The sequence below is a fragment of the Streptomyces sp. CBMA123 genome (genome assembly GCF_014596465.1).
GTDB lineage: Bacteria > Actinomycetota > Actinomycetes > Streptomycetales > Streptomycetaceae > Kitasatospora.
In genome coordinates this window covers 1-24,976 of record NZ_MECK01000035.1, presented here as the reverse complement: position 1 = coordinate 24,976, position 24,976 = coordinate 1, and the positions used below count along the sequence as shown (strand labels likewise).

The 24,976-nt window shown below is 71.3% G+C and carries 28 protein-coding genes and 3 pseudogenes; 12 read left to right on the top strand and 19 right to left on the bottom strand.

Annotated features, from left to right (window positions below):
* Positions 1-35: 35 nt before the first annotated feature.
* The 7 genes from BG452_RS06280 to BG452_RS06250 form a co-directional block, all read right to left on the bottom strand.
* Positions 36-1,181 carry a hypothetical protein gene (locus tag BG452_RS06280; RefSeq protein ID WP_188303161.1) on the bottom strand — a complete coding sequence of 382 codons (1,146 nt, stop codon included), beginning with the start codon at positions 1,179-1,181 and terminating at the stop codon, positions 36-38.
* Between the two features lie 381 nt (positions 1,182-1,562).
* The gene (locus BG452_RS06275; protein WP_223241829.1) at positions 1,563-2,780 is read right to left on the bottom strand and encodes a hypothetical protein; all 1,218 of its coding nucleotides are present in this window, start codon (positions 2,778-2,780) and stop codon (positions 1,563-1,565) included.
* A gap of 139 nt (positions 2,781-2,919) precedes the next feature.
* On the bottom strand, positions 2,920-3,345 hold the full coding sequence (locus tag BG452_RS06270) for a hypothetical protein (protein WP_188303160.1): 426 nt from the start codon (positions 3,343-3,345) through the stop codon (positions 2,920-2,922).
* Between the two features lie 69 nt (positions 3,346-3,414).
* Positions 3,415-5,310, bottom strand: a complete 1,896-nt coding sequence (locus tag BG452_RS06265; RefSeq protein WP_188303159.1) for a ParB/RepB/Spo0J family partition protein — start codon at positions 5,308-5,310, stop codon at positions 3,415-3,417.
* A gap of 98 nt (positions 5,311-5,408) precedes the next feature.
* Positions 5,409-5,870 (bottom strand): DUF6197 family protein, encoded by a 462-nt coding sequence (locus BG452_RS06260; RefSeq protein WP_188303158.1) that lies wholly within the window; start codon positions 5,868-5,870, stop codon positions 5,409-5,411.
* A gap of 26 nt (positions 5,871-5,896) precedes the next feature.
* On the bottom strand, positions 5,897-6,133 hold the full coding sequence (locus BG452_RS06255; protein ID WP_188303157.1) for a hypothetical protein: 237 nt from the start codon (positions 6,131-6,133) through the stop codon (positions 5,897-5,899).
* Between the two features lie 75 nt (positions 6,134-6,208).
* Entirely contained in the window at positions 6,209-6,946 is a 738-nt protein-coding gene (locus tag BG452_RS06250; RefSeq protein WP_188303156.1) for a DUF2786 domain-containing protein, read from the bottom strand.
* Positions 6,947-7,480: 534 nt separating this feature from the next.
* On the opposite strand from BG452_RS06250, the gene BG452_RS06245 reads away from it, so the two are divergent.
* From BG452_RS06245 to BG452_RS06230, 4 genes are all read left to right on the top strand, one after another.
* Entirely contained in the window at positions 7,481-7,918 is a 438-nt protein-coding gene (locus BG452_RS06245; RefSeq protein ID WP_188303155.1) for a hypothetical protein, read from the top strand.
* Positions 7,908-8,540, top strand: coding sequence for an HNH endonuclease (locus tag BG452_RS06240; protein WP_188303154.1), 633 nt, complete (start codon positions 7,908-7,910; stop codon positions 8,538-8,540). The genes BG452_RS06245 and BG452_RS06240 overlap by 11 nt, the downstream gene beginning before the upstream one ends.
* Before the next feature lie 95 nt (positions 8,541-8,635).
* Positions 8,636-9,001, top strand: coding sequence for a hypothetical protein (locus tag BG452_RS06235; RefSeq protein WP_188303153.1), 366 nt, complete (start codon positions 8,636-8,638; stop codon positions 8,999-9,001).
* 42 nt (positions 9,002-9,043) lie between these two features.
* Complete coding sequence (locus BG452_RS06230; RefSeq protein WP_188303152.1) at positions 9,044-10,132, top strand: restriction endonuclease; 1,089 nt, start codon at positions 9,044-9,046, stop codon at positions 10,130-10,132.
* A 111-nt stretch (positions 10,133-10,243) separates the two neighbouring features.
* On the opposite strand, the gene BG452_RS06225 is transcribed toward BG452_RS06230, so the two are convergent.
* The 4 genes and pseudogenes from BG452_RS06225 to BG452_RS06210 all read right to left on the bottom strand — a co-directional run bounded on the left by BG452_RS06225 (position 10,244) and on the right by BG452_RS06210 (position 11,962).
* On the bottom strand, positions 10,244-10,393 hold the full coding sequence (locus tag BG452_RS06225; RefSeq protein ID WP_188303151.1) for a hypothetical protein: 150 nt from the start codon (positions 10,391-10,393) through the stop codon (positions 10,244-10,246).
* A gap of 57 nt (positions 10,394-10,450) precedes the next feature.
* A pseudogene (locus tag BG452_RS06220) lies at positions 10,451-10,609 on the bottom strand (DUF255 domain-containing protein); the annotation flags it as partial.
* A gap of 112 nt (positions 10,610-10,721) precedes the next feature.
* The gene (locus tag BG452_RS06215) at positions 10,722-11,396 is read right to left on the bottom strand and encodes a class I SAM-dependent methyltransferase (RefSeq protein WP_317620923.1); all 675 of its coding nucleotides are present in this window, start codon (positions 11,394-11,396) and stop codon (positions 10,722-10,724) included.
* Positions 11,393-11,962, bottom strand: a complete 570-nt coding sequence (locus BG452_RS06210; protein WP_223241827.1) for a hypothetical protein — start codon at positions 11,960-11,962, stop codon at positions 11,393-11,395. Before BG452_RS06210 ends, BG452_RS06215 begins: the two co-directional genes overlap by 4 nt.
* Before the next feature lie 204 nt (positions 11,963-12,166).
* Between BG452_RS06210 and BG452_RS06205 the strand changes: the two genes are divergently transcribed.
* Complete coding sequence (locus BG452_RS06205; RefSeq protein ID WP_317620922.1) at positions 12,167-13,612, top strand: sensor histidine kinase; 1,446 nt, start codon at positions 12,167-12,169, stop codon at positions 13,610-13,612.
* Positions 13,609-14,295, top strand: coding sequence for a response regulator (locus BG452_RS06200; protein ID WP_188303149.1), 687 nt, complete (start codon positions 13,609-13,611; stop codon positions 14,293-14,295). The genes BG452_RS06205 and BG452_RS06200 overlap by 4 nt, the downstream gene beginning before the upstream one ends.
* Positions 14,296-14,454: 159 nt before the next feature.
* Here the strand turns inward: BG452_RS06200 and BG452_RS48020 are convergent.
* From BG452_RS48020 to mca, 3 genes and pseudogenes are all read right to left on the bottom strand, one after another.
* Positions 14,455-14,580: pseudogene (locus tag BG452_RS48020) on the bottom strand (DUF255 domain-containing protein); the annotation flags it as partial.
* A 176-nt stretch (positions 14,581-14,756) separates the two neighbouring features.
* Positions 14,757-14,948 (bottom strand): hypothetical protein, encoded by a 192-nt coding sequence (locus BG452_RS06190; protein WP_188303148.1) that lies wholly within the window; start codon positions 14,946-14,948, stop codon positions 14,757-14,759.
* Positions 14,949-14,996: 48 nt separating this feature from the next.
* Entirely contained in the window at positions 14,997-15,902 is a 906-nt protein-coding gene (gene mca / locus BG452_RS06185; protein ID WP_188303147.1) for a mycothiol conjugate amidase Mca, read from the bottom strand.
* A 242-nt stretch (positions 15,903-16,144) separates the two neighbouring features.
* On the opposite strand from mca, the gene BG452_RS06180 reads away from it, so the two are divergent.
* Entirely contained in the window at positions 16,145-16,558 is a 414-nt protein-coding gene (locus tag BG452_RS06180) for a DUF4307 domain-containing protein (protein ID WP_188303146.1), read from the top strand.
* 406 nt (positions 16,559-16,964) lie between these two features.
* The gene (gene greA, locus BG452_RS06175; RefSeq protein ID WP_188303145.1) at positions 16,965-17,465 is read left to right on the top strand and encodes a transcription elongation factor GreA; all 501 of its coding nucleotides are present in this window, start codon (positions 16,965-16,967) and stop codon (positions 17,463-17,465) included.
* A gap of 160 nt (positions 17,466-17,625) precedes the next feature.
* Here the strand turns inward: greA and BG452_RS06170 are convergent, their stop codons facing one another.
* The 3 genes from BG452_RS06170 to ilvA all read right to left on the bottom strand — a co-directional run bounded on the left by BG452_RS06170 (position 17,626) and on the right by ilvA (position 21,002).
* Positions 17,626-18,483 carry an ABC transporter permease gene (locus tag BG452_RS06170; RefSeq protein ID WP_188303144.1) on the bottom strand — a complete coding sequence of 286 codons (858 nt, stop codon included), beginning with the start codon at positions 18,481-18,483 and terminating at the stop codon, positions 17,626-17,628.
* A 1-nt stretch (position 18,484) separates the two neighbouring features.
* Positions 18,485-19,585 (bottom strand): ATP-binding cassette domain-containing protein, encoded by a 1,101-nt coding sequence (locus tag BG452_RS06165; protein ID WP_188303143.1) that lies wholly within the window; start codon positions 19,583-19,585, stop codon positions 18,485-18,487.
* 205 nt (positions 19,586-19,790) lie between these two features.
* Positions 19,791-21,002 (bottom strand): threonine ammonia-lyase, encoded by a 1,212-nt coding sequence (gene ilvA, locus BG452_RS06160; RefSeq protein WP_188303142.1) that lies wholly within the window; start codon positions 21,000-21,002, stop codon positions 19,791-19,793.
* Between the two features lie 248 nt (positions 21,003-21,250).
* Here ilvA and BG452_RS06155 point away from each other — a divergent pair, with 248 nt between their 5' ends.
* Positions 21,251-21,733 (top strand): MarR family winged helix-turn-helix transcriptional regulator, encoded by a 483-nt coding sequence (locus BG452_RS06155; protein WP_188303141.1) that lies wholly within the window; start codon positions 21,251-21,253, stop codon positions 21,731-21,733.
* A gap of 12 nt (positions 21,734-21,745) precedes the next feature.
* On the opposite strand, the gene BG452_RS06150 is transcribed toward BG452_RS06155, so the two are convergent.
* Positions 21,746-22,900, bottom strand: a complete 1,155-nt coding sequence (locus BG452_RS06150) for a cystathionine gamma-synthase (RefSeq protein ID WP_188303140.1) — start codon at positions 22,898-22,900, stop codon at positions 21,746-21,748.
* Between the two features lie 116 nt (positions 22,901-23,016).
* Here BG452_RS06150 and msrA point away from each other — a divergent pair, with 116 nt between their 5' ends.
* Complete coding sequence (gene msrA / locus BG452_RS06145; protein ID WP_188303139.1) at positions 23,017-23,682, top strand: peptide-methionine (S)-S-oxide reductase MsrA; 666 nt, start codon at positions 23,017-23,019, stop codon at positions 23,680-23,682.
* A gap of 137 nt (positions 23,683-23,819) precedes the next feature.
* Positions 23,820-24,185 carry a cupin domain-containing protein gene (locus tag BG452_RS06140; protein ID WP_188303138.1) on the top strand — a complete coding sequence of 122 codons (366 nt, stop codon included), beginning with the start codon at positions 23,820-23,822 and terminating at the stop codon, positions 24,183-24,185.
* 72 nt (positions 24,186-24,257) lie between these two features.
* On the opposite strand, the gene BG452_RS06135 is transcribed toward BG452_RS06140, so the two are convergent.
* Positions 24,258-24,719 carry a hypothetical protein gene (locus BG452_RS06135; protein WP_188303137.1) on the bottom strand — a complete coding sequence of 154 codons (462 nt, stop codon included), beginning with the start codon at positions 24,717-24,719 and terminating at the stop codon, positions 24,258-24,260.
* Between the two features lie 31 nt (positions 24,720-24,750).
* Here BG452_RS06135 and BG452_RS45345 point away from each other — a divergent pair.
* Positions 24,751-24,976: pseudogene (locus BG452_RS45345) on the top strand (hypothetical protein); the annotation flags it as partial.

Genomic DNA, 24,976 nt, shown 5'->3' with positions numbered 1-24,976 from the left:
ACCCGCCGGAGGCACAACAACCGTGCTCCGGAGTGTCACCACAGGGCGGGCTGGAGCGGGGAGACGGGGATCGGCCGGGCCCGCCGCAGGGCGCGTCGGGGCTTCTGTGGAGCAGGTGCAGGAGTTCTCGGGGTCGTGGTCGGGGCGGGTGCCGGCTGCGGCGAGTTGGCGGCAGGGAGAGGTCCGGCACCGGTTGCCGGTGGGCTGGTCTGTACGGGGTCGACGGGTGTCTGTTGGCTGGCGAACGCCTGCTGTTCGGCGATGGTGACCGGCTTCTGGTAGAGCTTCTGCGCGCTGGGGTCGAGCGGGGGCAGGCGGCGGGCGGCGGCTTTCTGGTCGTCGCGGCGCTTGTGGCGGCGGCGGACCCGGGCGAACCGTGCTTCGTAGGCGGCGTGGTAGGTGGCGTGCAGTCCGTCCTGGTGCAGTCGGGCGAGTTCCAGGGCGACGTGGCCCATCGGGCTTGGGGTGAGTGCGTGGGTGCCGTCGCTCTGCTGGGCGGTGGTGAGGAACTTGGCGGTCAGCAGTGCCTGCGTCCTCTCCTGGCTGATCCGGCGCCCGCCGGTCCACTCGCCGTGCCGCACCGCGAGCCGAGCACAGCCACCTCGCCAGTACAGGCGGCCGGTCGCGGCGGCCTCCATCACCAGCAGGTGGCCGGTCGCCCAGCCGAGTTCGGCGACGTGGCGCTCGGCGAGGTAGAGGTTCGAGGCGGCTTGCTCCCGGTTCTGGCGGTCCATGCCGGTGGCGGCCTGCTGTTCGGCTTCGCGCTGGGCCTCCTCCCGACGGCGGGCGCTCTCGCGCTCGGCCAGTTCCGCGGGGGTGAGGACTCGGTCCAGTTCGGCGCGCAGGCCGGCGGCCGTGGTCTCGACTCCGGCGGCGGCTTGGGCGAGCACGGCGTGGTGGACGGCTTGGCGGGCGCAGTAGGCGAGCGCGCTGGCGGGCATCTCGGGGTCGTCGGCGTACCTCTCGGCACGGTCGGCGTGCCGGGCGGCTTCGACGGCTTCCTGGTGGGCCGCGTGCATGGCCACCTCCAACCGCGCGGCCCCGGAGCGGCTTCGGCAGACGGCGGCCATGGCGTCGTCTGCGGCGATGACGGCCAGCAGGGCGGCTTCCCCGGCGACTTGCAGGCAGGTCTGCGGCGAGGGGTCTCCGAACGGGGCGGCGGCGCGCACGGGCTCGGGCATGGGTGGTCCTCGGTGGGTTCGGTGGTGCGGTCGGGGGCGGGCGGCGCCCCCGTTGTCGGGCTGCCGCCGTGGTCGCGCGGAGCGCGATGAAGAGTGCTGTCGTGCCCGCAGGGCACGCCCGTTGGCCCGGCGTCCGGGTGGGACGGGAGGGCCGCCTGCGGCCCGGACGTCCCGGCCGGCTGCGAGCCGGGCCGGGCTGAGCCGTCCCGCAGGGACGCCCTTTCGGTCGGGGCCGCAAGGTGGGCCGACCGCCGGACGGGGTCACCCTGGCGGGCGGTGGGCGAGCGTGGGGGTGGGCGGCTCGATGCCGCCCTCCCCCACGCCCCCGGCGGCCGGGGCGGCCGGGGCGGCCGGGCGGTGGTCTCCGCCCGGCCGGGCTTCCTAGGCGGCGACCGGTTCGCGCTCGGTGACGCGGCACCGGGTGAGCACGGTCTGCGCGGTCTCGCCGTAGACGCTGTGCTCCTTGACGGTGCCGGTCAGCTCGACCTCGTCGCCCTTGTCCGGGACGGTGGCCGCGCTGCTGAACCAGACGAACACGTTCCCCTGCCGGTCCTGGAACTTGATCAGTCGGCGGCGCTGGGCGTGGTAGCCGTAGTGCCGATCCTCCAGCTCGATCACGGTGGTGACGGTGGCGGGGACGGTGAGCCGCTCGCCCTTGGTGCCCTGCGGCTTGCTGTTCTGGGCGGCCCGCTCGATGACCGCCTTCTCCTGGTCGCGGTGCCACCCGGCGACGGCGGACACCAGCGTCGGCAGGTGGCGGGGGGCGACGGTCTCGCCCTTGGCCAGCTGGCCCACCTTGTGGCGGTACTCGGAGAGGCTGCCGTACCCCTGGAGGGCCCACGCGCGGACGGCGGCGGCGGTGCTGGCCGCGTCGGGCTCGGCGTCGATTCCGGCCCGCCACTCCTGCGGGGCCTTGCGGTCGAAGAAGTAGGCGTCCACCGAATCGGCGGTGGGTATGCGGTTCTTCCACTGCTCGGAGCGGCTGTAGAAGCGGCCGTCCTGGGTGACGACGGCGGCGGCCACCCGGAGCACCTCGTCCACCGGCACGCGCAGGTCGGCCGGGACGCCGCCCTCGTCGCCGTCCCAATCGGAGTCCTTGATCGTCCCGAGACGCCACAGTGCCTCAAGACCCTTGATCGGCAGGCCGGTGTACGGCTCGACGCACGTGGTGCCCAACTGCTTGATCTCGCCGTTCTCGTGGCGGGCGAGATAGGTGGCGGTGCGGTGCCGGGCGACGGAACACCCCTGGCAGAACCCCTCGGTGGCGCGGTGCTGGCGCGCGGCCTCGGCGTCCCGCTCGGGCAGGCCCGGGAACAGGCTGGTGATCGTCTCGCCCTCCTCGTCGTGGTCCAGGCGGGCGATGACGGTCCAGCCCTGGTGGCGGGGGAGGTCGCCGGAGATGGTCACGGTGACGGTGGGGCGCTTGCCGATCACGCGGCCGTCCGCGTCGCGGTAGTCCGCGAGGAACTGCGCGGAGATGTCGAGCGTGTACGGGCTGAGGCGGTGGACGGCGGCGCGGGCGTTGGTGGCCTCAACGAGCTGGCGGACGCGGGACTCGGCGGTTGCGGGGACGGAAAACCGCATGGCTGCGCTGGTCATCGTGGGTGCTCCTGCTGGTGAGAGAGATCGGGCCCCGGCCGGGCGGGTTGCCCTCCGCGTGCGGCCGGGGTCGGGTCCGGGCCGGCTGGCGGCCCGTGGTGTCGGAGGGGGTGTTGCCCTCCCCCTCCGACACCCCTAATTAAACCATGTTTTGAGAGGTAGGGCAAACATCCCGGCCGGGGATGTCGAGTGCGGCGCGGTCGCGCAGGAAGGCGGCGAACAGTGCGGCGGTGTAGCTGTCGGCGGTGCCGTAGGTGCGGCGGCTGTCCAGGGCCCCGATGCGCTCGCCGTGGTGGCGGACGGGGAACGGCTGGCCGGGCCGGGGGATGACGAGCGCGTACAGTCCGCGCGGGGTGTCCACGCGCAGGACGACGGCGGCGGCCTCACGGTCGTAGGCGGCCGACCAGCGGGCGGACCCGATGCCGAACTCCGCGAGTCCGCCCGCGATGGCGCGGGCCTGCATGAGATCGGCGGCAACGCCGGGGTTGGGCTCGGCGGGGGCGGCGGCGTATCCGCAGCAGTAGTCGTCGGCGTAGGTCGCGGAGAGGGTGGCTGCACGGGTCACGGTGGGGCTCCTGGGGTGGCCGGGGGCGGGGCGGTGTTCCCGCCCCCGGCGTCGGATCGGCGGGGAGGATCAGGCGGTTTCGGTGTCGGTCGTCGGTTCCTCGGCCGCCTGCGGGGCGTCCGGCTCGGTCGCGGCCCCCGGCTCCGCACCCTCGGGCTCCGTGTCGGCCCGCTCGGCCTCGACGGCCTGTTCCGGCTGGGCGTCGTCCTGGGCGGCCTGCTCGCCTTCGCCCTCGTCCTCGGTCGGTTCGGCCTCCGGCTCCTCGTCGTCCTGCTTCGCGTCCGGCTCGGCCTCCGGCTCACCTCCGCCGAGGAGGGAGGCGCGGGGCTCCCTCCTCGCCGGGTCGTACGGCTTCTCCTCCGCCACGGAACGCTCGATGAGCGTCAGCGGGTACCCCAGGGACTCCAGCACCCGGAACCACGCCGCCGTGGGCTTCCGCCTCTCCGGGACCTGCTGACTGTCGGTCCGCCACGCCGACCGGGTCGCGCACTTCTCGCGGACGGCGGCGACGGCGGCGAACTGGAGCTGAGGCGCCCTACGGGGGTCCTTGGCGACGTGCTGGGCGAACGTGCTGCGGCTCTTGGCCTGCTGGGCGTTCAGGCCCAGGAGATTGGCCAGGATCTCGGTGGTGGGCCCCTTGTTCAGGTCGTCGCTGATCCCCCAAGTACCGCTGAGAAGCGCCTCGTTGACGTGGCCGATCAGGGCGTTGGTGGCGTTCTTCGGGAGGGTGCGCGACTTGATCAGGTCCGCGAGCCACTTCCGGCGGATCACCTCGGCGGCGTCCCAGTCGATGTTCCCCGCCTTGGTCGCAGCCAGGGCGGCACGCCCGGACTCCGATTCGGCGTCCTTCGCGCTGGTCTGGGCAGCCTCGGGGGTGACGTGGCCGTACAGCACGGGCGAGACACAGTACGGCTCGTACCGGTCCGACCGCTGCGCGTCGATCGCCCAGACCTGGCCCTTGCAGGCGGCGTGCTCCTCGTCCGTGACACCGCTCAGCTTGCTGACGGGGGTTGCCCTGTCGGACAGTTCCTCGGCGTCCCGCACCTTGTGCCCGGCGGCTTCCAACTCCGCGCGGTGGGTCGCAGCCCGCTCGCGCTTTTCGCGCCGGGTCCGCGCCCTGGTGATGGCCCACTCCACATCGTGGTCGTCGGCCCACCGGCCGGTGGCGGCCTCGGTGATCGCGGCGAACTCGTCGGCGTCGTCGGCGAACTCGGCCAGGGCTGCCATGTGGTCAAACGTCCACTCGTAGCTGCCTCCCGCACTGCTGACGGCCTCGCTCAGCTTCTCGCTGGAGTGCACCCGGACCACCGCCTTCACGTCCTTCTGCCGCACGCCTGCGGCCTTGGCGATACGGCCGACCTGCGCGCCCGCCTCGGCGGCGCTGAACATGGCCTGGTTCATCTCCCGCACCGTCAGGCTCTTGCGCTGCTCGGAGGTGGTGATCATGTCGAGGAACTGCCCGGCGGCGTCGCGGTCGTCGTCTTCCCACTCGTACGGCAGGTGGGTGAGGCCCGCGTCCTGCGACCCGAAGTAGCGGCGGTGCCCGTCGTTGATCTGGATCGTCCCGCCTTCAAGTCGCTGGATCTTGACGGGGATGCGGCAGCCCTCGATGCGGAAGCTCTCCACGAACCGCGCGTTGATGTCGAGATCCTCGCGGGCGTTCGCCGGGTGCGGGGTGAGCGCGTCGATCCGGATCACCGGGCGGGGCGTGAACGGCACGGCCTCCAGCCCTGCCGCGACGGCGGCGGCCAAACGCTGGAACCCGTCGATGATCTGGGGCACCCCACCGTGGGTGCTCACGATGTACAGCGGCTCCTGGACGCCGTGGGCCTGCACGTCGGCCAGCAGATCGGCCGGGACCTCGGCGTCGCGGACGTTACCGGGGTGCGCGAGGAGTTCGGCGGTCGTGACGGTCGGCCACGGGGCGGGAGCGGTCTGGACGCCGGCCTGGGTCTTGGTGGTCATCGTCGTACTGCCTTCTGGTGAGAGGTTCCGCTGGGGCCGGTCGGCCCCAGCGAGGGTGTCGGTCGGGGGTGTTGCCCTCCCCCTTCCGACACCATTAATTAAACCATGTTCTGGAGGGTGGGACAACCGGGGACGGTGTGATCGGCGTCACTCCGGTAGAGGGCGGCGGCGGAGCGGAGCAGGACGGCGGCCTCGGCGGTGGTGCGGCCGGGGGTGTCAGTCCAGCACCACAGAAGGGTGCGACGGTAGGCGTCTTCGGCAAACCCCAGCCTCCGCCACCGGACGGGCGACACGGGGCGGCCGTGGACCTGATTGCTGAGCACCACCAGGGAATCGAACAGGGCCCGCTGGAAGATCTCCCACGCCTCGCCGCGCTGGGACCAACGGGGCCGGGCGGCGCGCACTCCGCGCCCCCATGCGTGCAGCAGGTTGCACGGGGCGGTGTCGCCCATCCGGCCGGGCTGCCAGAGGTGGTCACCCTGGTACAGGCCGACGCGCTCGATGTGGTCGGCGGCGGCGGTGAGGATGCGGGCGGGGGTGGCTCGGGGCTTCCGGGGCATGACGCTCTCCTGGGCGGTCGCGGTGGTCAAGGTGCCGCGCCCTCAACGGACTTGGCGGCAATGGCGCAATCTGTGCAGTAGCAGGGGGTGCGCCACTGACGCCCGGCCGGGCTGGCGCTGGCGAGGGTGCGGGCGGCGGCTTCGCTGATGCGGCCGGTGCCGGGAACCTTCGGGGCGGCGGCGTTCCACTGCTGGGGGACGCTGTAGATCTGGAAGTAGTGGTGGCCGCTCTCGTCGGTCTTGTGGAACCTGATCCAGTCCATGTACACGCGGGGCTCCTTGGGGCGCGCGGCGGTGGGGCCGGGGCGGCGGGCCGCCGCCCCGGCGGGGTGCGCGGATCAGGCGACCAGCGATGCAGCGGATGCGGCTCCGATGCGGCGGGTTCCGCCGATGTCGGCACGGTTGCCTGCTGCGGCCCCGTCGCCGTATCCGCTTCCGGTGTACGTGCCGCGCTGGGTCCGGGCATCCGGGTGGGCCTTCCGGTACACGGCCTGGACCGCCGCCGCCCGGTCAGCCAGCACGAGTTCGCCGCTGCGGCCGGTGGCGGACGTCTCCCCGCTGGCTGCGGCTCTGGCGGCGTCTTCGATCGCCTTCAACCGTTCGACCACGCGCTCGATGAAGCCGAGCTGCCAGGAGTTGCGCCATGCCTTCGCGCTGCGCACGCCGAACGGCACGACCTGCTTGTTCAATCCGTTGAGCATCTGGAGCACGAGCGAGGTGTACAGGATCTCGGCCCGCTGGACATCGGACTCGTAGCCGATGACGTGAACTCGGCGGCCACCGCCCGCCACCTCGTGCCCCTGGTGGACGGCCCGGCAGCCGACACCCTCTGCGATGAAGGCCACGAGGCGGACGCGGGACATCGACCAGGGGTTGGGGAGGTCGAAGTAGCGGTCCGTGAGTCCATCCCGCGACGGCTGGCCGTCGCTCAGGAGTGCCTCGTCAACGCCGTACTTGGCCATGAACTCGACGGCCTTCGCGGTCAGCGCCTCGGCCTCCTCCGGATACTGGGTCGCTTCGGCCTTCGCAAGGAGGGCTCGGATCTGGGCAAGCTTCGGGTGCTCCTGCTGGGTCACTGCGTTCTCCTGGTGAGAGTTGATGGCGGCCGATTGGTTCGCCCGGTGGCCGGCTGGGGTGCTGCCCTCCCCTTTCGACATCACTAATTAAACCATGTTCTGAGGGTCGGGTCAAGCCAACCAACCCCACTGACCTGCCCTTTTCCCGCCGCGCCGACCCGCACCCGCCCGGCCGGACCCGGCCACAACGGGCCCCGGGCGGGGTTCCCTCCTCGGTCGGACAGCTCCTGCCGGACCAGGGTTCCGGGTGGGGTGTCCAGGCTCGCGCAGCGACCGCGCAGCGGCTCGGCCTGGACACCCTGCCCGGGGCCCTGGTACGCCCAACGGGTGGCCGACCGAGGAGGGAACCCCGCCCCCCACAACCCCAACCACCACCCACGCCGCACCCAACCAACCCGCCCCCAACCCCTCCGAGAGAGGACCCGCCGGAGGCACAACAACCTGGAAGTTCCTTCCGGGTAACGGGATTTGAGGTGGCCGCGGGCTCGTGCTTACGGTGCGCGCGATGAGTACGGATCTGGCGATGGGGAACGGATGAGCGCGACTTCGACAGCAAAGGTGAGCGCGGCGGAGTTGAAGCGGCGGGTCCGCGCCGTGGAGGAGGTCAAGGTACGGACGCGGGAGTTTGCTGCGGCGAACGCCCTGGCCACGCGGGAGGCCGCGGTGACGGCGGCGAAGGCGAAGGAGAGCGCCGAGGTCGCCGCGCGGGAGGCTGCCGCAGCTGTCCTGCGGCTGTTCAACAATGACGCCGAGTTGGTCGCGCGGCTGCTCGGCGTGACGGCGGAGGAGCTGGAACGCGAGGCGAAGCCTGTTACCGCTGCTCGCGCGAAGGAGGTGATCGAGGAGCTGCGTGCCCGTGCTGAGCGCCCGCGTCCCGTCCGCCGTGCCAGGAAGGCCAGCGCCGCCGCCACGGCAGCTTCTACCTCTTCGCCGACTTCCGTGCCGGACGGCGGCCTGGCCGATGCCGGCTGAGAGCGGCGACCTCGGGCCCGGACTCTTCCCGCGCGCTGCGGTGAAGGGCTCCGGGCCCGCTCCCGTTGACGAGCAGCTCTCTCTCCTTGGCGACCCGACGCCCGTACGGATAGCGGCGGTTGAGTGGGCGGCGTGGCTGGTCGACAAGTCTGTACAGGCCCGGTACTGGGCGAAGGTCTACCGGGCGCCGTCCAAGGGGTGCTGGTTCTTCACCGGCGGGATCTCAAGTACCGGGCATGCCACTTTCCGGGCGACCTCGCGGCCTGGCCGGACTCGGCGGGGCACGGTACCGGCGCACCTGTACGGGTACCAGCTCGCGCACGGCGTCATCCCGAGGCTGGCCTGGGGCACCGACCTGACCGTCTGCCATACCTGCGACAACCACTCCTGCCAGCAGCCGGCACATCTGCGGCTGGGCACGGCAGCGGAGAACCGGGCCGAGTGGGTGGCCCGGCGGCGCGACCCGGGCAGCCCCCTCGCGGACCTGCGCGGCCCCGCCGGACGCTCCCGCGCAATCGGTGCCGCCATCCGCGCCGGCCTGGCGGGCGGCGAGTCCGAAGCAGGAATCGCTGCGCGGATTCGGGCTGCGATTGCCGAAGGGCGACCGCTGAGCCTCTGGTGACCGCCCGGCGATCGCCCCTCCGAGACTGCCGAGTCATGTCGCACCATTGCGTTACGGTCGGCGGAGCGGTGTTGAAGCCACGAGAGGAGTACTCCGTGCCCGATGTCCATCCCAGCCACATCGGCCTGCCTACGCTCTACGGTGCCGAAGTCTCAGGCTTCCGCGGGCGATGGGCGCTGAACGTAGTTGCCCCCGGCCCTGAAACCGTGGCTGGGCCAACCGACCTCGGTCCGATTGACGCCTTCGTCGTGGCCCATCCCGATGACCCTGGCCGCTTCCTGATCGCCATCGACGGCGAAGAAGTGCCGGCTCTGCCCCGGAAAGCCGCGGTGCGGGCCTTGGAGGAGCACGGCTTCGTGATCGCGGCTGACGCTCACAATGACGCAAAGACCGATCACGGCTGGACTCAACTTGCGACCGCGCTGTGGACTGCTCCATGCCAGCCCGCATCGCGCTCTTGAGCGGCGGGCCCCATGGGTTCATTTAGCACAACCGGACGTAGCATGGTCGACTGGCTGACCGAACTCGTAGGCCGCAGTGTCGGATTAGCCGTATCGGATTCCGACCTTCGAAAGTCCGCAGACGCCAGCAGTTATGCTGACTACTTCCCCGCCCTCACCACCGAGCCTTTTCGGGTCCGCGCCGAAACGGTGGAATGTCTCGCCTATTCGGCACTTGACCATTTCGGAGCCCTTGGGGCCTGGCGGGCGCAGATGCCCCTGGCGCGCGCTTTGTCAATCCTACGGAGAGGCCCCCACGCACAGCCGAGAGGCTTCGCCAGAGTATCGTGCAGCGAATATCCGGAGTCGATCGAGGCAGTGACTCTCCTTCGGAAGGCCCTTGGCAGCCCTGACCTTGGCCCTTATGAGTCCGTTGACGACTGGCGCCCCTACATTTGGGATCTTGACCTCAGAAAAATCGACCGCCGAAGTCTCCTCTGCTCCGCCCAAGAGATCGGGATCAAGGAGGTGATGAGCACCCTCCTTGACGAGGTCGAAAACCGAGCCAAGATCAATCACTACATGCGATTCAGAGAGAATGCATGGACCGACGTCCTTACCCTGTCGGAGCTATTCAATAGCGAGTCATCCCTGGCCTCCTCCGGACGATTCATTGATCAGCGCTTCATCAACTACCTTGCCACGAACTACGAGGAAATCGGATTTATCAACTGGCGGAAGTTTGAAGCTCTAATCGCTGAGCACTTCCACCGATCCGGGTTTGAAGTGGAACTCGGCCCAGGGCGCGGTGACGATGGAGTCGACATCCGCGTTTGGGAAAGCGGCGCTGAACGCGATCCGTCGACTTTGGTCATCATTCAGTGCAAGAGAGAGCGACGGAAGATCGAGAAGGTCGTCGTCAAAGCCCTGGCCGCAGATGTGAAGTGGAATGGGGCAACCAAGGGCTTGCTGGTCGCGACAACCGACTGGTCGCCCGGCGCGCGCACCGTGGCGCGAACCCGCGACTATCCCGTAGAGGAGGTCAACAGTGACGCAGTCCGCTCGTGGGTTGAGGCGATGAAGACGGCCGGCGCCGGGACGGCAGCCGCGGGCAGCTCCTCGCGGCAGGCTGAGAGGCCCCGGACAGACTGACCCCGTCCCACCTGATCTTCCTTGTCGGCCAGAGCGATGCCGTGTGCGCCGACTGGTAGGCCCGCGCACACGGCACCACTCTCGTGAGCCACGATCTGCGGTCCCGCCGCCTTACTCGTCAGCAGCGGCAGCGGGTTCGCTGCCTTCCAAATGCTGCCGAATGGCGGCGTAGCGCTCGGGTGCCCACTTGGGCGAGGCGGCCAGCTGCTCCTCGACCCAGGCGTCTATGTCCCTACCCAGCTGCTCATCGTACGTGTCCACGCCAATACTCCTTGGAAACGTGCCAGGTCAGAGGCTCTTGCTTCTATACGTACACTGGCACCAGTGACAGGCGGCGTACCCGACACTCAGCAGTACCGGCACCCCACGCCGCTCCGCCTCCTCGAACGCCTCGGGCCCCCAGGGCCACCAGTCGACCGGGTTCTCGGCATGCTGCAGCAGGTACGGCGAGGTCGCGTCCGCGAGACGGTTCGGCATGCCCCCCATCCTCCCGTATCCGGGGCCACGGAACGGACTGGTGGCTGATCCCCGGATTGGTGTCGAAGGTGCGCATCCGCCGAAGCAGGCGCTTGGTCGGCTGCTGCAGCAGCTAGCCTCTGGTGGCCGCCGTGCGTCCGCACGGGCGGAATCGGGCCATGTACGCCAAGCTGGGCCCACGACGCGCGGTGAAGTGCAGGCCGTTCTGGTCGGCCATCCGGTGCAGGCGGCCGAACGAGATCCAGTGCCGGTCGAAGAACTCGCCCACCACCAATCGCCCGCCGGGCCTCAGTACGCGGGTCGCCGCGCTCAGCACTCGCTCCGGTTCAGGGATCTCGCCAAGAGCGGTGACCAAATAGACCGCGTCGAAGCTGTGGTCCTCGAAGGGCAGTTCACGAGCGTCCGCGCGGTGCGGGTGGATCGTGGAGATGTCACCCCGCTCTGCCTGTGTCATGACGTGGTCCAGCATTTCCTGCTGGATGTCCACGATGTCCAGGCGTCCGCTCGGGCCCAACTGTGGTGCGACGTGCAACGCTTGCAGGCCGGTGCCCGGGCCCAGTTCCAGGATGCGTTCTCCTGCTCGCGGCTGGAGCATCGAGTCCAGATCCGTCTTGGTCAGGAATGGAAGCTGAATATCGAGCAGTCGACGCTGCGCGTATGGGTAGGGTGCCTGATCGGTGAACCACAAGGCTCCCGCCGTCAAAGCAGCGACACCGGCCGCCGCCGCGATCTTGGTGTGGCGTGTCGGGTGGGTACGGTTCGGCATCCGACTGATAGTGGCGTTCACGGTGATTCCTGTTCAGTGGTTTCGGACTGCGGGAATGGGTGGCGGATCAGCCGTAAGGCCAAGACGGTGCACACGATGGCGACGGGAATTTCGGCGCATACGGCCATGACGATCGCGACAGCCAACGCGCCCCCGGGTGTCGCCGCGGTGACGTCGAACCAGGCGTCCGTCAGGAAGAGCGCAGCGGCCGCTGTGGCGGTCAGCGTGCAGCGGTTATCCGCCCGCTTCAGGAATCGACCGGTGGCGAACAAGGCCAGTGCCTCGCAACTGTCCAGAACGACCCAGTCCAGGGCCCAGTGACCATCCATCGCCTGCTTCGGCAAGGACATCGACAGATAGAGAACCCACGGGATCATCATCAGGCCCACGGTGGCGAAGGCCCTGCCGAGACGTCGCGGGCTTCGGGTACCGGGTCTGTCCGGCACCGCCGACCAGCCCACGTGGTCAGCGCTGCCGAGCACATCGATCGTGTTGGTGGTCCGCCATTCCAGGCCCCGCTTCATGCCCGCGGAGAACCCGCCAACATGGCGGCGCAGGATGCCGGACAGGCCGGAAACGGCCGTCACCTCGCTGGTTCAGAGCACAGTGATGCCAGGCCACTTGCGGCCGGGACGTGCGGTGCGCGGCGCTCGAGCGACGGGTTCGTCGCGGTGGCATCCACGGGCGCCCAGACCTGCTCGAGCGGGTCGCAGCGCCTGGTGCGGGGGCGTCCATCGGCGAAAGGGGCGCCGGAATCGGGCGCGTCCGGGCCCAGGACCATCCGCATCGTCGTGGACAAGGCCACACCGGCCGGCGCGGGCGGGCCGCCGTCGCACTTCTTCGTCCTGTCGCGAAGATCGATCATCGGTGTGTTCGTCATGGCCACGAACCTACGAACAGAGCGTGATCCGTCGCGTCGGCCGGCGGATGTCACCGTTCCCCGGGCCTTCGGCCCGGGGGTGTACCCCGCGTACATCCCCGGGGCGACGCGTGGAGCCGGAGCCGCTGAATACGATCTCCGTATGGATGAGCTTCTCCGGCGTCTGCCGACATCGAAGCGCGTGACCTGGCTGAGGCCACAGGCCGTGGTGTTGGCCACCGCCTGCTTTTACGCGCTGATGCTCTGCTTCACGATGCCGGTCCCTGAGGCTCGGTACTTCGACGGCCTGTTCTGGTTTCCCGGCCTCGGGCCCTTCCAGACGGTCGGCCTGTGCGTCGTGCTCGCCCTTCCGGTTCTGCTGGTGCACCGTCTGCCGGCGGCGGTCTTCGCGGCGGTCCTGGGCGAAGCAGCCCTCAGCGACATCTTCGGCGCGCGGCCTTTGACCGTGTTCATCCTGCTCATCGCCTTGGGCGGGTACCTCGCCGTCCGGCGGCCGAAGGCTGCCGCCGTCGGCTCCGTCGCGGCCGTCGCGGCCGCCTTCGTCAACTTCACCCACGTCAACCCCGAGGGCTCCGTCGGCGAGGCGGCCGGGTGGGCCGGGCAGTACGCGTTGTGGCTCGCGGTCGCGTGGGTCATCGGGGGGGTGTATCGCAAACGCCGTGAATACCTCGAAGCCTTGCATGAGCAGAGGGCGGCCCGCGTCGTCATGGCCGAGCGGCTGCGGATCGCCCGCGAACTGCACGACAGCGTCGCGCACAGCATCGGGATCATCACGGTGCTGTCGGGAGCGGCGGCGCGGGTCGTGGACACCAAGCCCGAGCAGACACGGCAGGCGCTGACCGGCATCGAGTCCACCAGCCGCCAGACGCTGCTCGAACTGCAGCGCATGCTCGGGGCGCTCCGCCGTGCCGAGCCGGACGACGCCATGCCGCAGGCCGCTCCGCTGGCACCGGCCGGCAGCCTGGCCGATCTCCCGCAGCTCGCCGAACGCACGGCCGACGCCGGGGTGCGGGTCCACGTGGCCTGGCGGGGCGAGCGGCGTCCGCTGCCGCCGGAGATCGAGCTGGCGGCGTTCCGGATCGTCCAGGAGTCGGTGACGAACGTGGTGCGGCATTCCGGTGCGCGGACGTGCCGGGTCGCGGTCGGATACGAGCCGGCAGGAGTGACGATCGAGGTGGTGGACGACGGGGACGACGGTCCCGACGGGCCCGGCCGTCCGAGGCTCTCGGCGGCGGCCGGCGGGAGCGGCTTCGGCCTGCTCGGCATGCGCGAGCGAGTGACGTTGCTGTCCGGCCAGTTCAGCGCGGGCCGGCGTCCGGAGGGCGGATTCCGGGTGGCGGCTAGGCTCCCGGCATGAGCGTGCGGGTACTGCTGGTCGATGACCAGCCGCTGATGCTGGTCGGACTCGGGATCCTGATCGGCGACACCGACGACCTGGAGGTGGTCGGCGAGGCCGGCGACGGCCGCGAGGCGGTGCGCCTGGTGCGTGAGCTGCGGCCGGACGTCGTGGTGATGGACATCCGGATGCCGGGCATGGACGGGATCGAGGCGACCCGGCAGGCGACCGCCGAACCGGACCCGCCCAAGGTGCTGGTGCTGACGACCTTCGACGACGACGAGTACGTCTACGGCGCACTGCGCGCCGGGGCCAGCGGATTCCTGCTCAAGAGCATGACCCTGGACGCGATCCTGGACGCGATCCGCGTGGTGGCGGCCGGCGACGCGTTGATCGCGCCGAGCGTGACCCGTCGGCTGATCGCGGACTTCGCCGGAACCTCCGCCACCCCCGTGGCCCCCGCACCGGACACCGAGCCCGACCCGGACTCACGTCTCATCGCGGGGATCACCGACCGGGAGCGCGAGGTGCTGGCACTGGTCGGACAGGGCCTGTCGAACGCTGAGATAGCCGAGCGGTTGGTGATCAGCGCGGCGACGGCGAAGACGCATGTCGCGCGTCTGTTCGCCAAGCTCGAAGCCCGGGACCGCGTCCACCTGGCGATCATCGCCTACGAGACCGGACTCGTGCCGCGTAGACGGTAGGGCAGGGTGAGAGGAACGATCGCCGGCCACGCGTTCGCCGCGTCCTCCGGATGCGCCGGCTCACCCACCCGGCCGCAGCGGGATTCGAGTCGAAGCGGCTCCGGCTTGCCCCGGACATCGACACCGAAGGCCGCGTACCTCGCCGGCACGGGCCGGGATCAGCAGCACCGGCACCCCACGCCGCCGCGCCTCCTCGAACGCCTCGGGCCTCCGGGGCCACCAGTCGACCGGGTTCTCGGCATGCCGCAGCAGGCACGGCGAGGTCGCGTCCGCGAGACGGTTCGGCGCCGCCCCATCCCCCGCATCGGACGCCCCACACCCGTCAGGCCGCCCCGGCCGGGCCGAGGCGCACGGCCCGCCGGACCGGCTTCCCCCAAGCCGGTCCGACTGTCGTCACCCCCCCGCCCGAGAGCCCGGAGCTCGCAAACGCGCGAAGCCCGCAGGCCCGCAGGCCCGCAGGGTCACTCCTTGGGGGCCTCCGGCTCCTCCGTGAAGTCGACCTTCTTGAACTGCCGGTTCATCGACTTGGCCAGGAACCACGTCGCCACGCCGAGGGCGGCGAAGACGACGAAGCCGAGGAGACCGGGGGTGACCTTGGCGTCGTCGACGGCGAGGTCAGCGGCGATGTGGATGAGGTTCACGGGGGCACTCATATCTCTATGGTGGCCCGGCTCACGCCGAGCCGGGCCGTCGGGGGTGGGTCAGTCGCGCGCGTCGGCGGCTTCGGCCGCCAGGCTGGGGGTGCGCAGTCCGGCGAACAGGTCGTCCTCCGGGAGGTCCACGTCGATCAGGGTACGGGCGAGTTCGTAGTCCTCGGTGGGCCAGACCTCGCGCTGGACGTCGAGCGGGACGCGGAACCACGGGCCGTCCGGGTCGATCTGGGTGGCGTGGGCGATCAGGGCGCGGTCGCGGGTCTCGAACCAGTCGTCGCAGCGCACCCGGGTGGTGATCTCGCGCTCCTTGCGGCCGCTCTTCTCCCAGCCGGCGATCCACTCACCGTACGGGGAGTCGTGGCCGTGCTCGGTGAGGTACTGGTGCAGGGCGCGGATGCGGCCCATCGGGAAGCCGTGGTTGTAGTAGAGCTTGAGCGGCTGCCAGGGCTCGCCGGCCTCGGGGTAGGCGTCCGGGTCACCGGCGGCGTCGAAGGCCAGCATGGTGATCTTGTGGGTCATGATGTGGTCCGGGTGCGGGTAGCCGCCGTTCTCGTCGTAGGTCGTGATGACCTGCGGCTTGAACTCGCGGATCAGCCGGACCAGCGGCTCGGCCGCCTCCTTGACGTCCTGCAGGGCGAAGCAGCCCTCGGGCAGCGGGGGCAGCGGGTCGCCCTCCGGCAGGCCGGAGTCGACGAAGCCCAGCCAGGCCTGCTTGATGCCGAGGATCGCCCGCGCCTCGTCCATCTCCTTGCGGCGCACCTCGTGGATGTTCGCCTCGATGTACGGGTCCCCCTGGAGCTTGGGGTTGAGAACCGACCCGCGCTCGCCCCCCGTGCAGGTGGCCACGAGCACGTCCACACCCTGCTCGATGTACATGGCCATGGTGGCCGCGCCCTTGCTGGACTCGTCGTCCGGGTGGGCGTGCACCGCCATCAGTCGCAACTGCTCAGTCAACGCCTTGCGTTCCTTCCACATCGTCGGGCGTTCCGCGAAGTCCGGTCTGCCCACCGTACGAACCGCTCACTTCGGGACCGCGTCGCCGCAAGGCCGGCCTTCGGCGCCGGACTCCGGCGCGGCCGAGCCCCGCCCCCGCCGGACCGGCCGCGGGCGAGCCCCTCCTATAGTGACGGACTGGAGGTCCGTCGCATTCCCCCGCACCGCCCGCACGGTCCCTCCCCAGGAAAGGACGGAGTCCGATGACTGCACAGAGCACCGCCCCGCGGCTGCCCGAGGGCCGCTACGGCCGCAGCGGCGACAGCGAGTCGGACCGCCGTCTGAAGACGATCGGCGCGGTCTGCGGTGTGCTCGGCCTGGGTCTGATCGCCTGGCTGGGCGGCTCCTACCTGCTGCGCGAGTCGAAGATCAACGGTTCGGTGCCGACCTTCCAGGTGCTCTCCGACTCCGAGGTGCAGCTGCACCTGACCGTGCGCAAGGGCGACGGGACGGCCGGCACCTGTACGGTCCGCTCGCAGAGCGACGACCACGCGGTGGTCGGGGTGGCCGACTTCCCGGTCCCGGCGGCCGGGTCGAGCTACGAGGCCACCGTCACCCTGCGCACCACCGCCCGGGGGACCACCGCCGAACTGCTGGGCTGCACCCCGGCGAAGTGACCGGGGACGGTCCGTGAAGTGGCCGGGGAGCGGTCTGCACATCGACCGGGGAACGGCCCGGCCGGGGAACGGCCCGAACGGTGGGCGGGCGACGGCTTGCACGGCGAGCGGGCGACGGCCCGCGCAGCGACCGGGAACGGCCCGGCGACGCATATTCGTTCGGCAGAACGGGCATCCGTAGGGAGTCCCGCACCCGGTTGCCGTACACCGTGGCGCAACGCCACCGTCAATGCCACGACAACGCCTCTCCCGCTTGTCGGCAGGACTTGTTAGGCTCGTGGTTTCGCCCTTTCCGCACCGGATGGTACGGGAGCGGGCGTTGCTTTGTAGTTAAGACCGAAATCACCGTCGACCCTGCTGACGACGCACACCCTCAGCACAGCCCCAGCACCTACGAGGAGCACCTGTGACCCAGACCAGCGAGAACGTGACCTGGCTCACTCAGGCCGGCTATGACCAGCTCAAGGCGGAGCTGGATCACCTGACCGGACCCTGGCGCATCGAGATCGCCCAGAAGATCGAGGCGGCGCGCGAGGAGGGCGACCTCAAGGAGAACGCCGGCTACCACGCGGCGAAGGAGGAGCAGGGCAAGTACGAGCTCCGCATCCGCCAGCTGACCCAGCTGCTGGAGCGTGCCAAGGTCGGCGAGGCCCCGGCCGACTCCGGTGTGGTGGCCCCGGGCATGATCGTCACGGTCGCGTTCGACGGTGACGAGGACGACCTGATGGAGTTCCTGCTCGCCTCGCGCGAGGTGGCGGGCGCCGACGACCTGGACGTCTACTCGCCGCAGTCGCCGCTGGGCCGCGCGATCGACGGCAAGAAGATCGGCGACGAGGCCACCTACGAGCTGCCGAACGGCAAGCCGGCCATGGTGAAGGTCGTCAAGGTCGTGCCGCACGCCGGCTGATCCGGCCCCCGACCCCTGACGCTTCACTGCACCACCGCACCACCGCACCACTGCACCACTGCACCACTGCACCGCCGAGGGCGGCTGCGGAGTCCCCTGGACCCGCAGCCGCCCTCAGGCGTTCAGCCCGTTCACGGCGTTCCACGTCCGAGGAAGCGGTTCACCCCACGGCCGAGCGGTACTTGCGCACCGACAGCCAGGAGAACACAGCCGTGATCACCAGCGACCACAGCACCGACACCAGCGCCGCGTGCTGCATCGGCCAGGCGCTGTCCACCGGCCCGACCTGGTTGCCGAAGAGGTCCCGGCAGGCCTGAACCGTCGCGCTGAACGGGTTCCAGTACGCCACGCCCTGCAGCCAGCTCGGCATCGAGCTGACCGGCACGAAGGCGTTGGACACGAAGGTCAGCGGGAACAGCCAGATCAGCCCGGCCGAGGTGGCCGCCTCGGGGCTGCGCACCGACAGGCCGATCAGCGCGCCGATCCAGGAGAAGGCGTAGCCGAGCAGGAGCAGCAGTCCGAAGGCGCCGAGCGCCTTGAGCGCCCCCTCGTGGATCCGCCAGCCGACCAGCAGCGCGACCAGCGCCAGCACGACCAGGGTGAACGCGGTCTGGCACAGGTCGGCGAGGGTGCGGCCGACCAGCACCGCCGAGCGGGCCATCGGCAGCGAGCGGAAGCGGTCCACCAGGCCCTTGGTCATGTCCTCCGCGATGCCGGCCGAGGCGCCGGCGACGGCGAAGGTGACGGTCTGGGCGAAGATGCCGGCCATCAGGTACTGGATGTACGTGTCGGAGCTGGAGTTCGTCCCGGGGATCTTGATCGCCCCGCCCATGACGTACGAGAACAGCAGCACGAACATGACCGGCTGCATGAGCCCGAACACCACGATCTCGGGGATCCGGGACATCCGGCGCAGGTTGCGCTTGGCGACCACCCAGGAGTCGTGCAGGGTCGCGGACAGGCCCCGGCGGGGCGTCGGCATCGGTGCGCCGATGGCGTGCTCGGTGGCGGTGCTCATCTCAGCGCTCCGTTCCGGCCGTGACGGCCTGCTGCTGGTCGGGCCCCTGGCCCTCGCCGCCCTCGCCGCCGTCGCCGCCGTCCGCTCCGCCGCCGCTCTTTCCCCGGCCCCGGCCACCCCGGCCGCGGCCCTTGGCGCCGGCGCCGTCGTCCTCCTCGGCCGCCTCGGCGACGTGGCCGGTGAGGGTGATGAAGACATCGTCCAGGGTCGGGCGGCGCAGGCCGATGTCGTCGATCTCGATGCCCCGGCCGTCCAGCTCGCGGATCGCGTCGGCGAGCACCCGGGCGCCGCCGCTGACCGGCACGGTGATCTTCCGGGTGTTCCTCTCCACCGCCGGCTCGCCCAGCGCGTACCCGGAGAGGGCCGCGACGGCGTCCGCCACCAGGCCCGGGTCGTGCACCACGACCTCGATCCGCTCGCCGCCGATCTGCGCCTTGAGCTGGTCGGCGGTGCCGCGGGCGATCACCCGCCCGTGGTCGACCACCGCGATGTCGTGGGCGAGCCGGTCGGCCTCCTCCAGGTACTGGGTGGTGAGCAGCAGCGTGGTGCCCTGCTCGACCAGCGTCTCGATGACCTCCCAGAGCGCGAGCCGGTTGCGCGGGTCGAGGCCGGTGGTCGGCTCGTCCAGGAACATCACCGGCGGGCGGACGACCAGCGCGGCGGCGAGGTCGAGGCGGCGGCGCATGCCGCCGGAGTAGGTCTTGGCGGTGCGGTCCTTGGCCTCGGTGAGGTTGAACCACTCCAGCAGCTCCAGCGCGCGGGCCTTCGCGTCGCGGGTGCGCATCTGGTACAGCTCGCCGACCATGGTGAGGTTCTCGAAGCCGGTCAGGTACTCGTCGACCGCCGCGTACTGGCCGGAGAGTCCGATCAGGCTGCGGACCTGGTTCGGGTGCTTGAGGACGTCCACGCCGGCCACCACCGCGCGGCCGGAGTCGGGACGGAGCAGGGTGGTGAGGACGCGCACGGTGGTGGTCTTCCCGGCGCCGTTCGGGCCGAGCAGCCCGAGCACCGTGCCCTCGGGGACGTCGAGGCTGACGCCGTCCAGGGCTCGTACGTCGCCGAAGGTCTTCACCAGGTTCTCGGCTTGGATGGCTGGCGCCATGGGCCTGCCTCATCTCCTCGGACGAATGTGAGCGATCTGTCCCACTTTGCCCCTCGAACGGGCGCATGGGCGACTCGGTTCTCGGCCACCGACACAGAACGCGAACGCGATGTATCGCGAGTCTGGCAACTCGCGATACATCGCGTCAAGGGGATTGACCGGACGGGCCCGGCGGAAAGGGGGATCCGCCGGCGCAGCCGGGCGCTCAGCCGGCGACCACGTACCCCGCGTCCCGCAACTCGCCGACCACCAGCGCGCAGTGCTCCGGCCCCTTGGTCTCCAGGTGCAGGTCCACCTCGACCTCGGTCAGCCCCAGCCGCGGGTCGGTCCGGACGTGCGCGACGTCCAGCACATTGGCGTCCACCCTGGTCAGCACCCCCAGCAGGTCCGCCAGCGAGCCCGGCTTGTCCGCCAGCCGCACCCGCAGCGACAGGTAGCGCCCGGCCGCCGCCAACCCGTGCCGCAGCACCCGCTGCATCAGCTGCGGGTCGATGTTGCCACCGGACAGCACCGCCACCACCGGGCCCTCGAAGGAGTCGGGCTGTTCCAGCAGCGCCGCGATCGGGGCCGCCCCGGCCGGCTCGACCACCAGCTTCAACCGCTCCAGCCCGAGCAGCAGGGCACGCGACAGGGCGTCCTCGGAGACCGTCCGGACGCCGTCCGCCAGCGTGTTGACCACCTCGAACGGGATGTCCCCGGGGCGCCCGACCATGATCCCGTCGGCCATGGTGGCGTAGTGCTCCAGCGACACCGGCCGCCCGGCCGCCAGCGAGGGCGGGTACGCGGCCGCGGCCGCCGCCTGCACCCCGATCACCCGGACGTCCGGCCGCAGCGGCTTGACCGCCGCCGCGATCCCGGCCAGCAGCCCGCCACCGCCCACCCCGACCAGGATGGTGCGCACCTCGGGGCACTGCTCCAGGATCTCCAGGCCGACGGTCGCCTGGCCGGTGACCACGTCCCAGTGGTCGAAGGGGTGGATGAACACCGCGCCGGTCGCCTCCGCGTACCGCTGCGCGGCCTGCAGCGCCTCGTCCACGGTGGTGCCGTGCAACCGCACCTCGGCACCGTAGTCGCGGGTGGCGGCGACCTTCGGCAGCGGCGCCGCGACCGGCATGAACACGGTCGAGCGCACCCCCAGCAGCGAGGCCGCCAAGGCCACCCCCTGGGCGTGGTTCCCGGCGCTGGCCGCCACCACCCCGCCGGCCCGCTGCACCGGCGAGAGTCCCGCGATCCGCACGTACGCCCCGCGCAGTTTGAACGACCCGGTGCGCTGGAGGTTCTCGCACTTCAGGTGGACCGGCGCGCCGATCAGCCCGGACAGGTGGCGGCTGCCCTCCATCGGGGTCACCCGGGCGACCCCGGCGAGCATCTTCTGGGCGCCGCGGACGTCGTCGAGGGTGATCGGCCAGTTGTGCATGACCTCAGCCTAGGACGCGTCCTACGGGTCGTGCCGCGGACCCGACGAGGACCCGACGAGGACCCGCACGCGGACCCGACGAGGACCCGACGAGGACCCGCACGCGGACCCGACGAGGACCCGCACGACGCGCCCCCGGGGCGCGGGACACCGGCAAGACGGGGCGTCGGGCCTGTTCCCGGGCTCGCTCCACCCGCGTACGCTGCTGCTTCTGAGCTTCTCTCACCGCATGACGATCGTGAGCCGCGATGACGACGACCTCGCCCCAGGCCACCGACCGAACCGAGCCCGTACACACCCAACTCCAGTACCAGCTGGCGGTGTTCGCCCGCCGGATGGAACAGGTCCGATCCTCCGGCGGCGGCGTCGCCGCGCTGGACCGGGCCGCCTACCTCCTGCTCGACCGCCTGGAGCGGCACGGGCCGGCGAACGTCAAGGCGCTGGCCGAGGCGCTCGGCGTGGACTCCTCCACGGTGACCCGCCAGGTCGCCCCGCTGGTCGCGGCCGGGCTGGTCGGCCGGGTGCAGGACCCGGCCGACCGCCGCGCCGTACGGCTCGCACTGACCTCCTGCGGCACCGGCCGGCTCGCCGAAGTCCGGGACGGCCGGGCCGAGTTGACCCGCCGCCTGACGGCCGGCTGGCCGCCCGAGGAGCAGCGGGCCTTCTGCGCCCTGCTGGCCCGCTTCAACCACGCGATGGAGTCGTACACGGCGGACCAGCAGGGGCAGTGAGCCCCGAATCCGTCAGCCCAGCGCCTGCTTGAGGTCGGCCAGCAGGTCGTCGATGGACTCGATGCCCACCGAGACGCGCACCAGGTCGGCCGGCACCTCCAGCGGCGAACCGGCCGCCGAGGCGTGGGTCATCCTGCCCGGGTGCTCGATCAGCGACTCCACGCCGCCCAGCGACTCGCCCAGGGTGAACAGCTGCGCGCGGTTGCAGACCTCGACGGCCGCCTCCTCGCCGCCGGCGACCCGGAACGAGACCATGCCGCCGAAGGCCTTCATCTGCTTGGCGGCGATGTCGTGGCCGGGGTGCTCGGGCAGGCCCGGGTACAGCACCTGGCTGACCTTGGGGTGGCTCGCCAGCAGCTCGGCGACCTTCTCCGCGTTGGAGCTGTGCCGGTCCATCCGGACGCCCAGGGTCTTGATGCCGCGCAGCACCAGCCAGGCGTCGAACGGCCCGGAGACGGCGCCCATCGCGTTCTGGTGGTACGCGACCTCCTCGCCGAGGCCCGCCTCGGCCAGCACCAGGGCGCCGCCGACGACGTCGGAGTGGCCGCCCATGTACTTGGTGGTGGAGTGCACGACCGCGTCCGCGCCGAGCGCGATCGGCTGCTGCAGGTACGGGCTGGCGAAGGTGTTGTCGACGACCAGCAGCGCGCCGGCGCCGTGCGCGACCTCGGCGAGGCCGGCCAGGTCGGTGATGCCCAGCAGCGGGTTGGACGGGGTCTCCACCCACACCGCGCGGGTGTTGGGGCGCAGCGCGGCGCGGACGTCGTCCAGCTTCTGGGTGTTGGCGACGGAGAACTCGACGCCCCAGCGGGTCAGCACCTTGGCGAACAGCCTGAAGGTGCCGCCGTAGGCGTCGTTGGGGATCACGATGTGGTCGCCCGGCTTGAGGATGGTGCGCAGCAGGGTGTCCTCGGCCGCGAGGCCGGAGGCGAAGGCGAGGCCACGGGCGCCGCCCTCGAGCGCGGCGAGGCACTCCTCCAGCGCGGTGCGGGTCGGGTTGGCGCTGCGGCTGTACTCGTAGCCGCCCCGCAGGCCGCCCACCCCGTCCTGCTTGTAGGTGGACACCTGGTAGATCGGCGTGACGACGGCCCCGGTCTGGGGGTCCGCTTCCTGACCCGCGTGGATGGCGAGGGTCTCGAAGCCCTGGGGAAGCTGGTGCTCGGTCATGGCTCCGAGCCTAACGGCCGGACGGCCGGACGCCCGCCCGAATGCCCGGACGGAATCCACGGGCCGTCCGGCGCGTTGAATCCTGGGCAACCCTCCCTACCCCGCTGGAGCAGGCCGTGCTGTTCAACCGCCACAAGTCCTCGCTCGTCCCCGCCGACCAGGCGCTGCCCGGCCGCCAGGCCGCGGGCTTCGCCCTGACCGAGCCGCACACCGTGCTCGGCCACCCGCTCACCGGCCCGTACCCGGAGGGGCTGGAGGTGGCCGACTTCGGGCTGGGCTGCTTCTGGGGCGCCGAGCGCACGTTCTGGCGGCTGCCCGGCGTCTGGACGACGCTGGTCGGCTACCAGGGCGGCCACACGCCCAACCCGACGTACGAGGAGGTGTGCAGCGGGCTGACCGGGCACACCGAGGCGGTCCGGGTGGTCTTCGACCCGGCGGTGATCTCCTACGAGCGGCTGCTGAAGGCCTTCTGGGAGGCCCACGACCCGACCCAGGGCAACCGCCAGGGCAATGACGTGGGCACCCAGTACCGCTCGGCGCTGTACACCCACTCCCCCGCCCAGGCCGCCGCCGCGACCGCCACCCGGGACGCCTTCCAGCCCGCGCTGACCGCGCTCGGCCACGGCCCGATCACCACCGAGATCGCCCCGGCCGGCCCGTTCTACCCGGCCGAGCCGTACCACCAGCAGTACCTGTCGGACGCCAAGAACCCCAACGGCTACTGCGGTCTCGGCGGCACCGGCGCCTCCTGCCCGATCGGGGTGGCCCGCACCCAGGGCTGAACCGCCGCCCGGCACCGCGGCCGGGGCGCGGCCACCCAAAGTGACCGCGCCCCGATCCGGGCGCAGACTGGAGACACCGGCAGGGCGGCCCGGCCACCCCCGGTGGCCGGGCCGCCCTCGTGGAGAGGAGTCGTGCCATGTCCGGTCTCGTCCGCAAGAACTTCGACGATCCCGAGGAAGTCCGCCCCTTCGAGGAGGGCACGGGGGAACTGCGCCTGGTCAACCTGGAGGCCGGACCGGTGGGCCGGGCGGTGTTCCAGCCCGGCTGGCAGTGGTCCAAGCACATCAAGCCGCTCGCCAAGACGGACAGCTGCGAGGCCGCCCACATGGGGTACGTGGTCTCGGGCCGGATGAAGATCGTCATGGACGACGGCGAGCAGGCCGAGTACGGCCCCGGCGACTTCATGATCTGCCCGCCCGGGCACGACGCCTGGATCCTGGGCGACGAACCGTGCGTGATCGTGGACTGGCAGGGCTTCGCGGACTACGCGAGGCGGCGCTAGGACGCCGGGCCCTCGGGCGCCGGGCGGTAGGACGTCAGGGCACCGTACGCCGGGGCGCCGTACGCCAGGACGTCAGAGCGTGGCCGGGGCGTGGTCGTGGCCGCCGTCCCGCCGCGGGAACGGGTTCTCCGCGAGGAGCTTGCCGTCGGCGTCGTAGGCCGCGACGACGAAGGAACCCGCCTTGCTCGCCGGGTCGTTGGGGTCGACCGGCGGGACGAGCACGTAGTACGCCACCCAGCCCTTCATCCCCTCGGTGGTCACCACGGTGGCCAGGTAGGGCGTCCCGTTCTGGAAGGCGACGATCCGGGCCGGCGTCGGGCCCAGGTACATGCCCATCGTCGGGCCGCCCGCGCCCTGGGTGTTGATGGTGGGCTTGGTGTGGTCGAGGTTGTCGCTGGTGGCGTCCCGGCAGCCGAAGGTCGTGTGCCAGCTGCCGTCGGCCTGGCGGGCCTCGTCGCAGCGCTCGGTCGCGGTGACCCTGAAACGGACGTCGTCGGTGATCGCGACCTTCTCCCCGGGGGCGACCTGCCGCACGGGCGAGAGCGGCAGCCTCGGGGTCCCCGGTGTGCCCGGCGCCGGGCTCGGGGGCGGCGTCAGGGTCGAAGCCGGGCTCGGGGGCGGCGTCAGGGTCGAAGCCGGGCTCGGCGTCGCGGTCGGGGTCGCCCTGGGAGTCGCCGGGGGAGTCACCACCACACCGGCGCCCCCCGCGGACGGGGCCGACACCGAAGCCGCCGCTCCCGCCGCGACGCCCCCGTCGTGCCGGGCGCCGCCCGCCGTCACCGCCGTGGCCC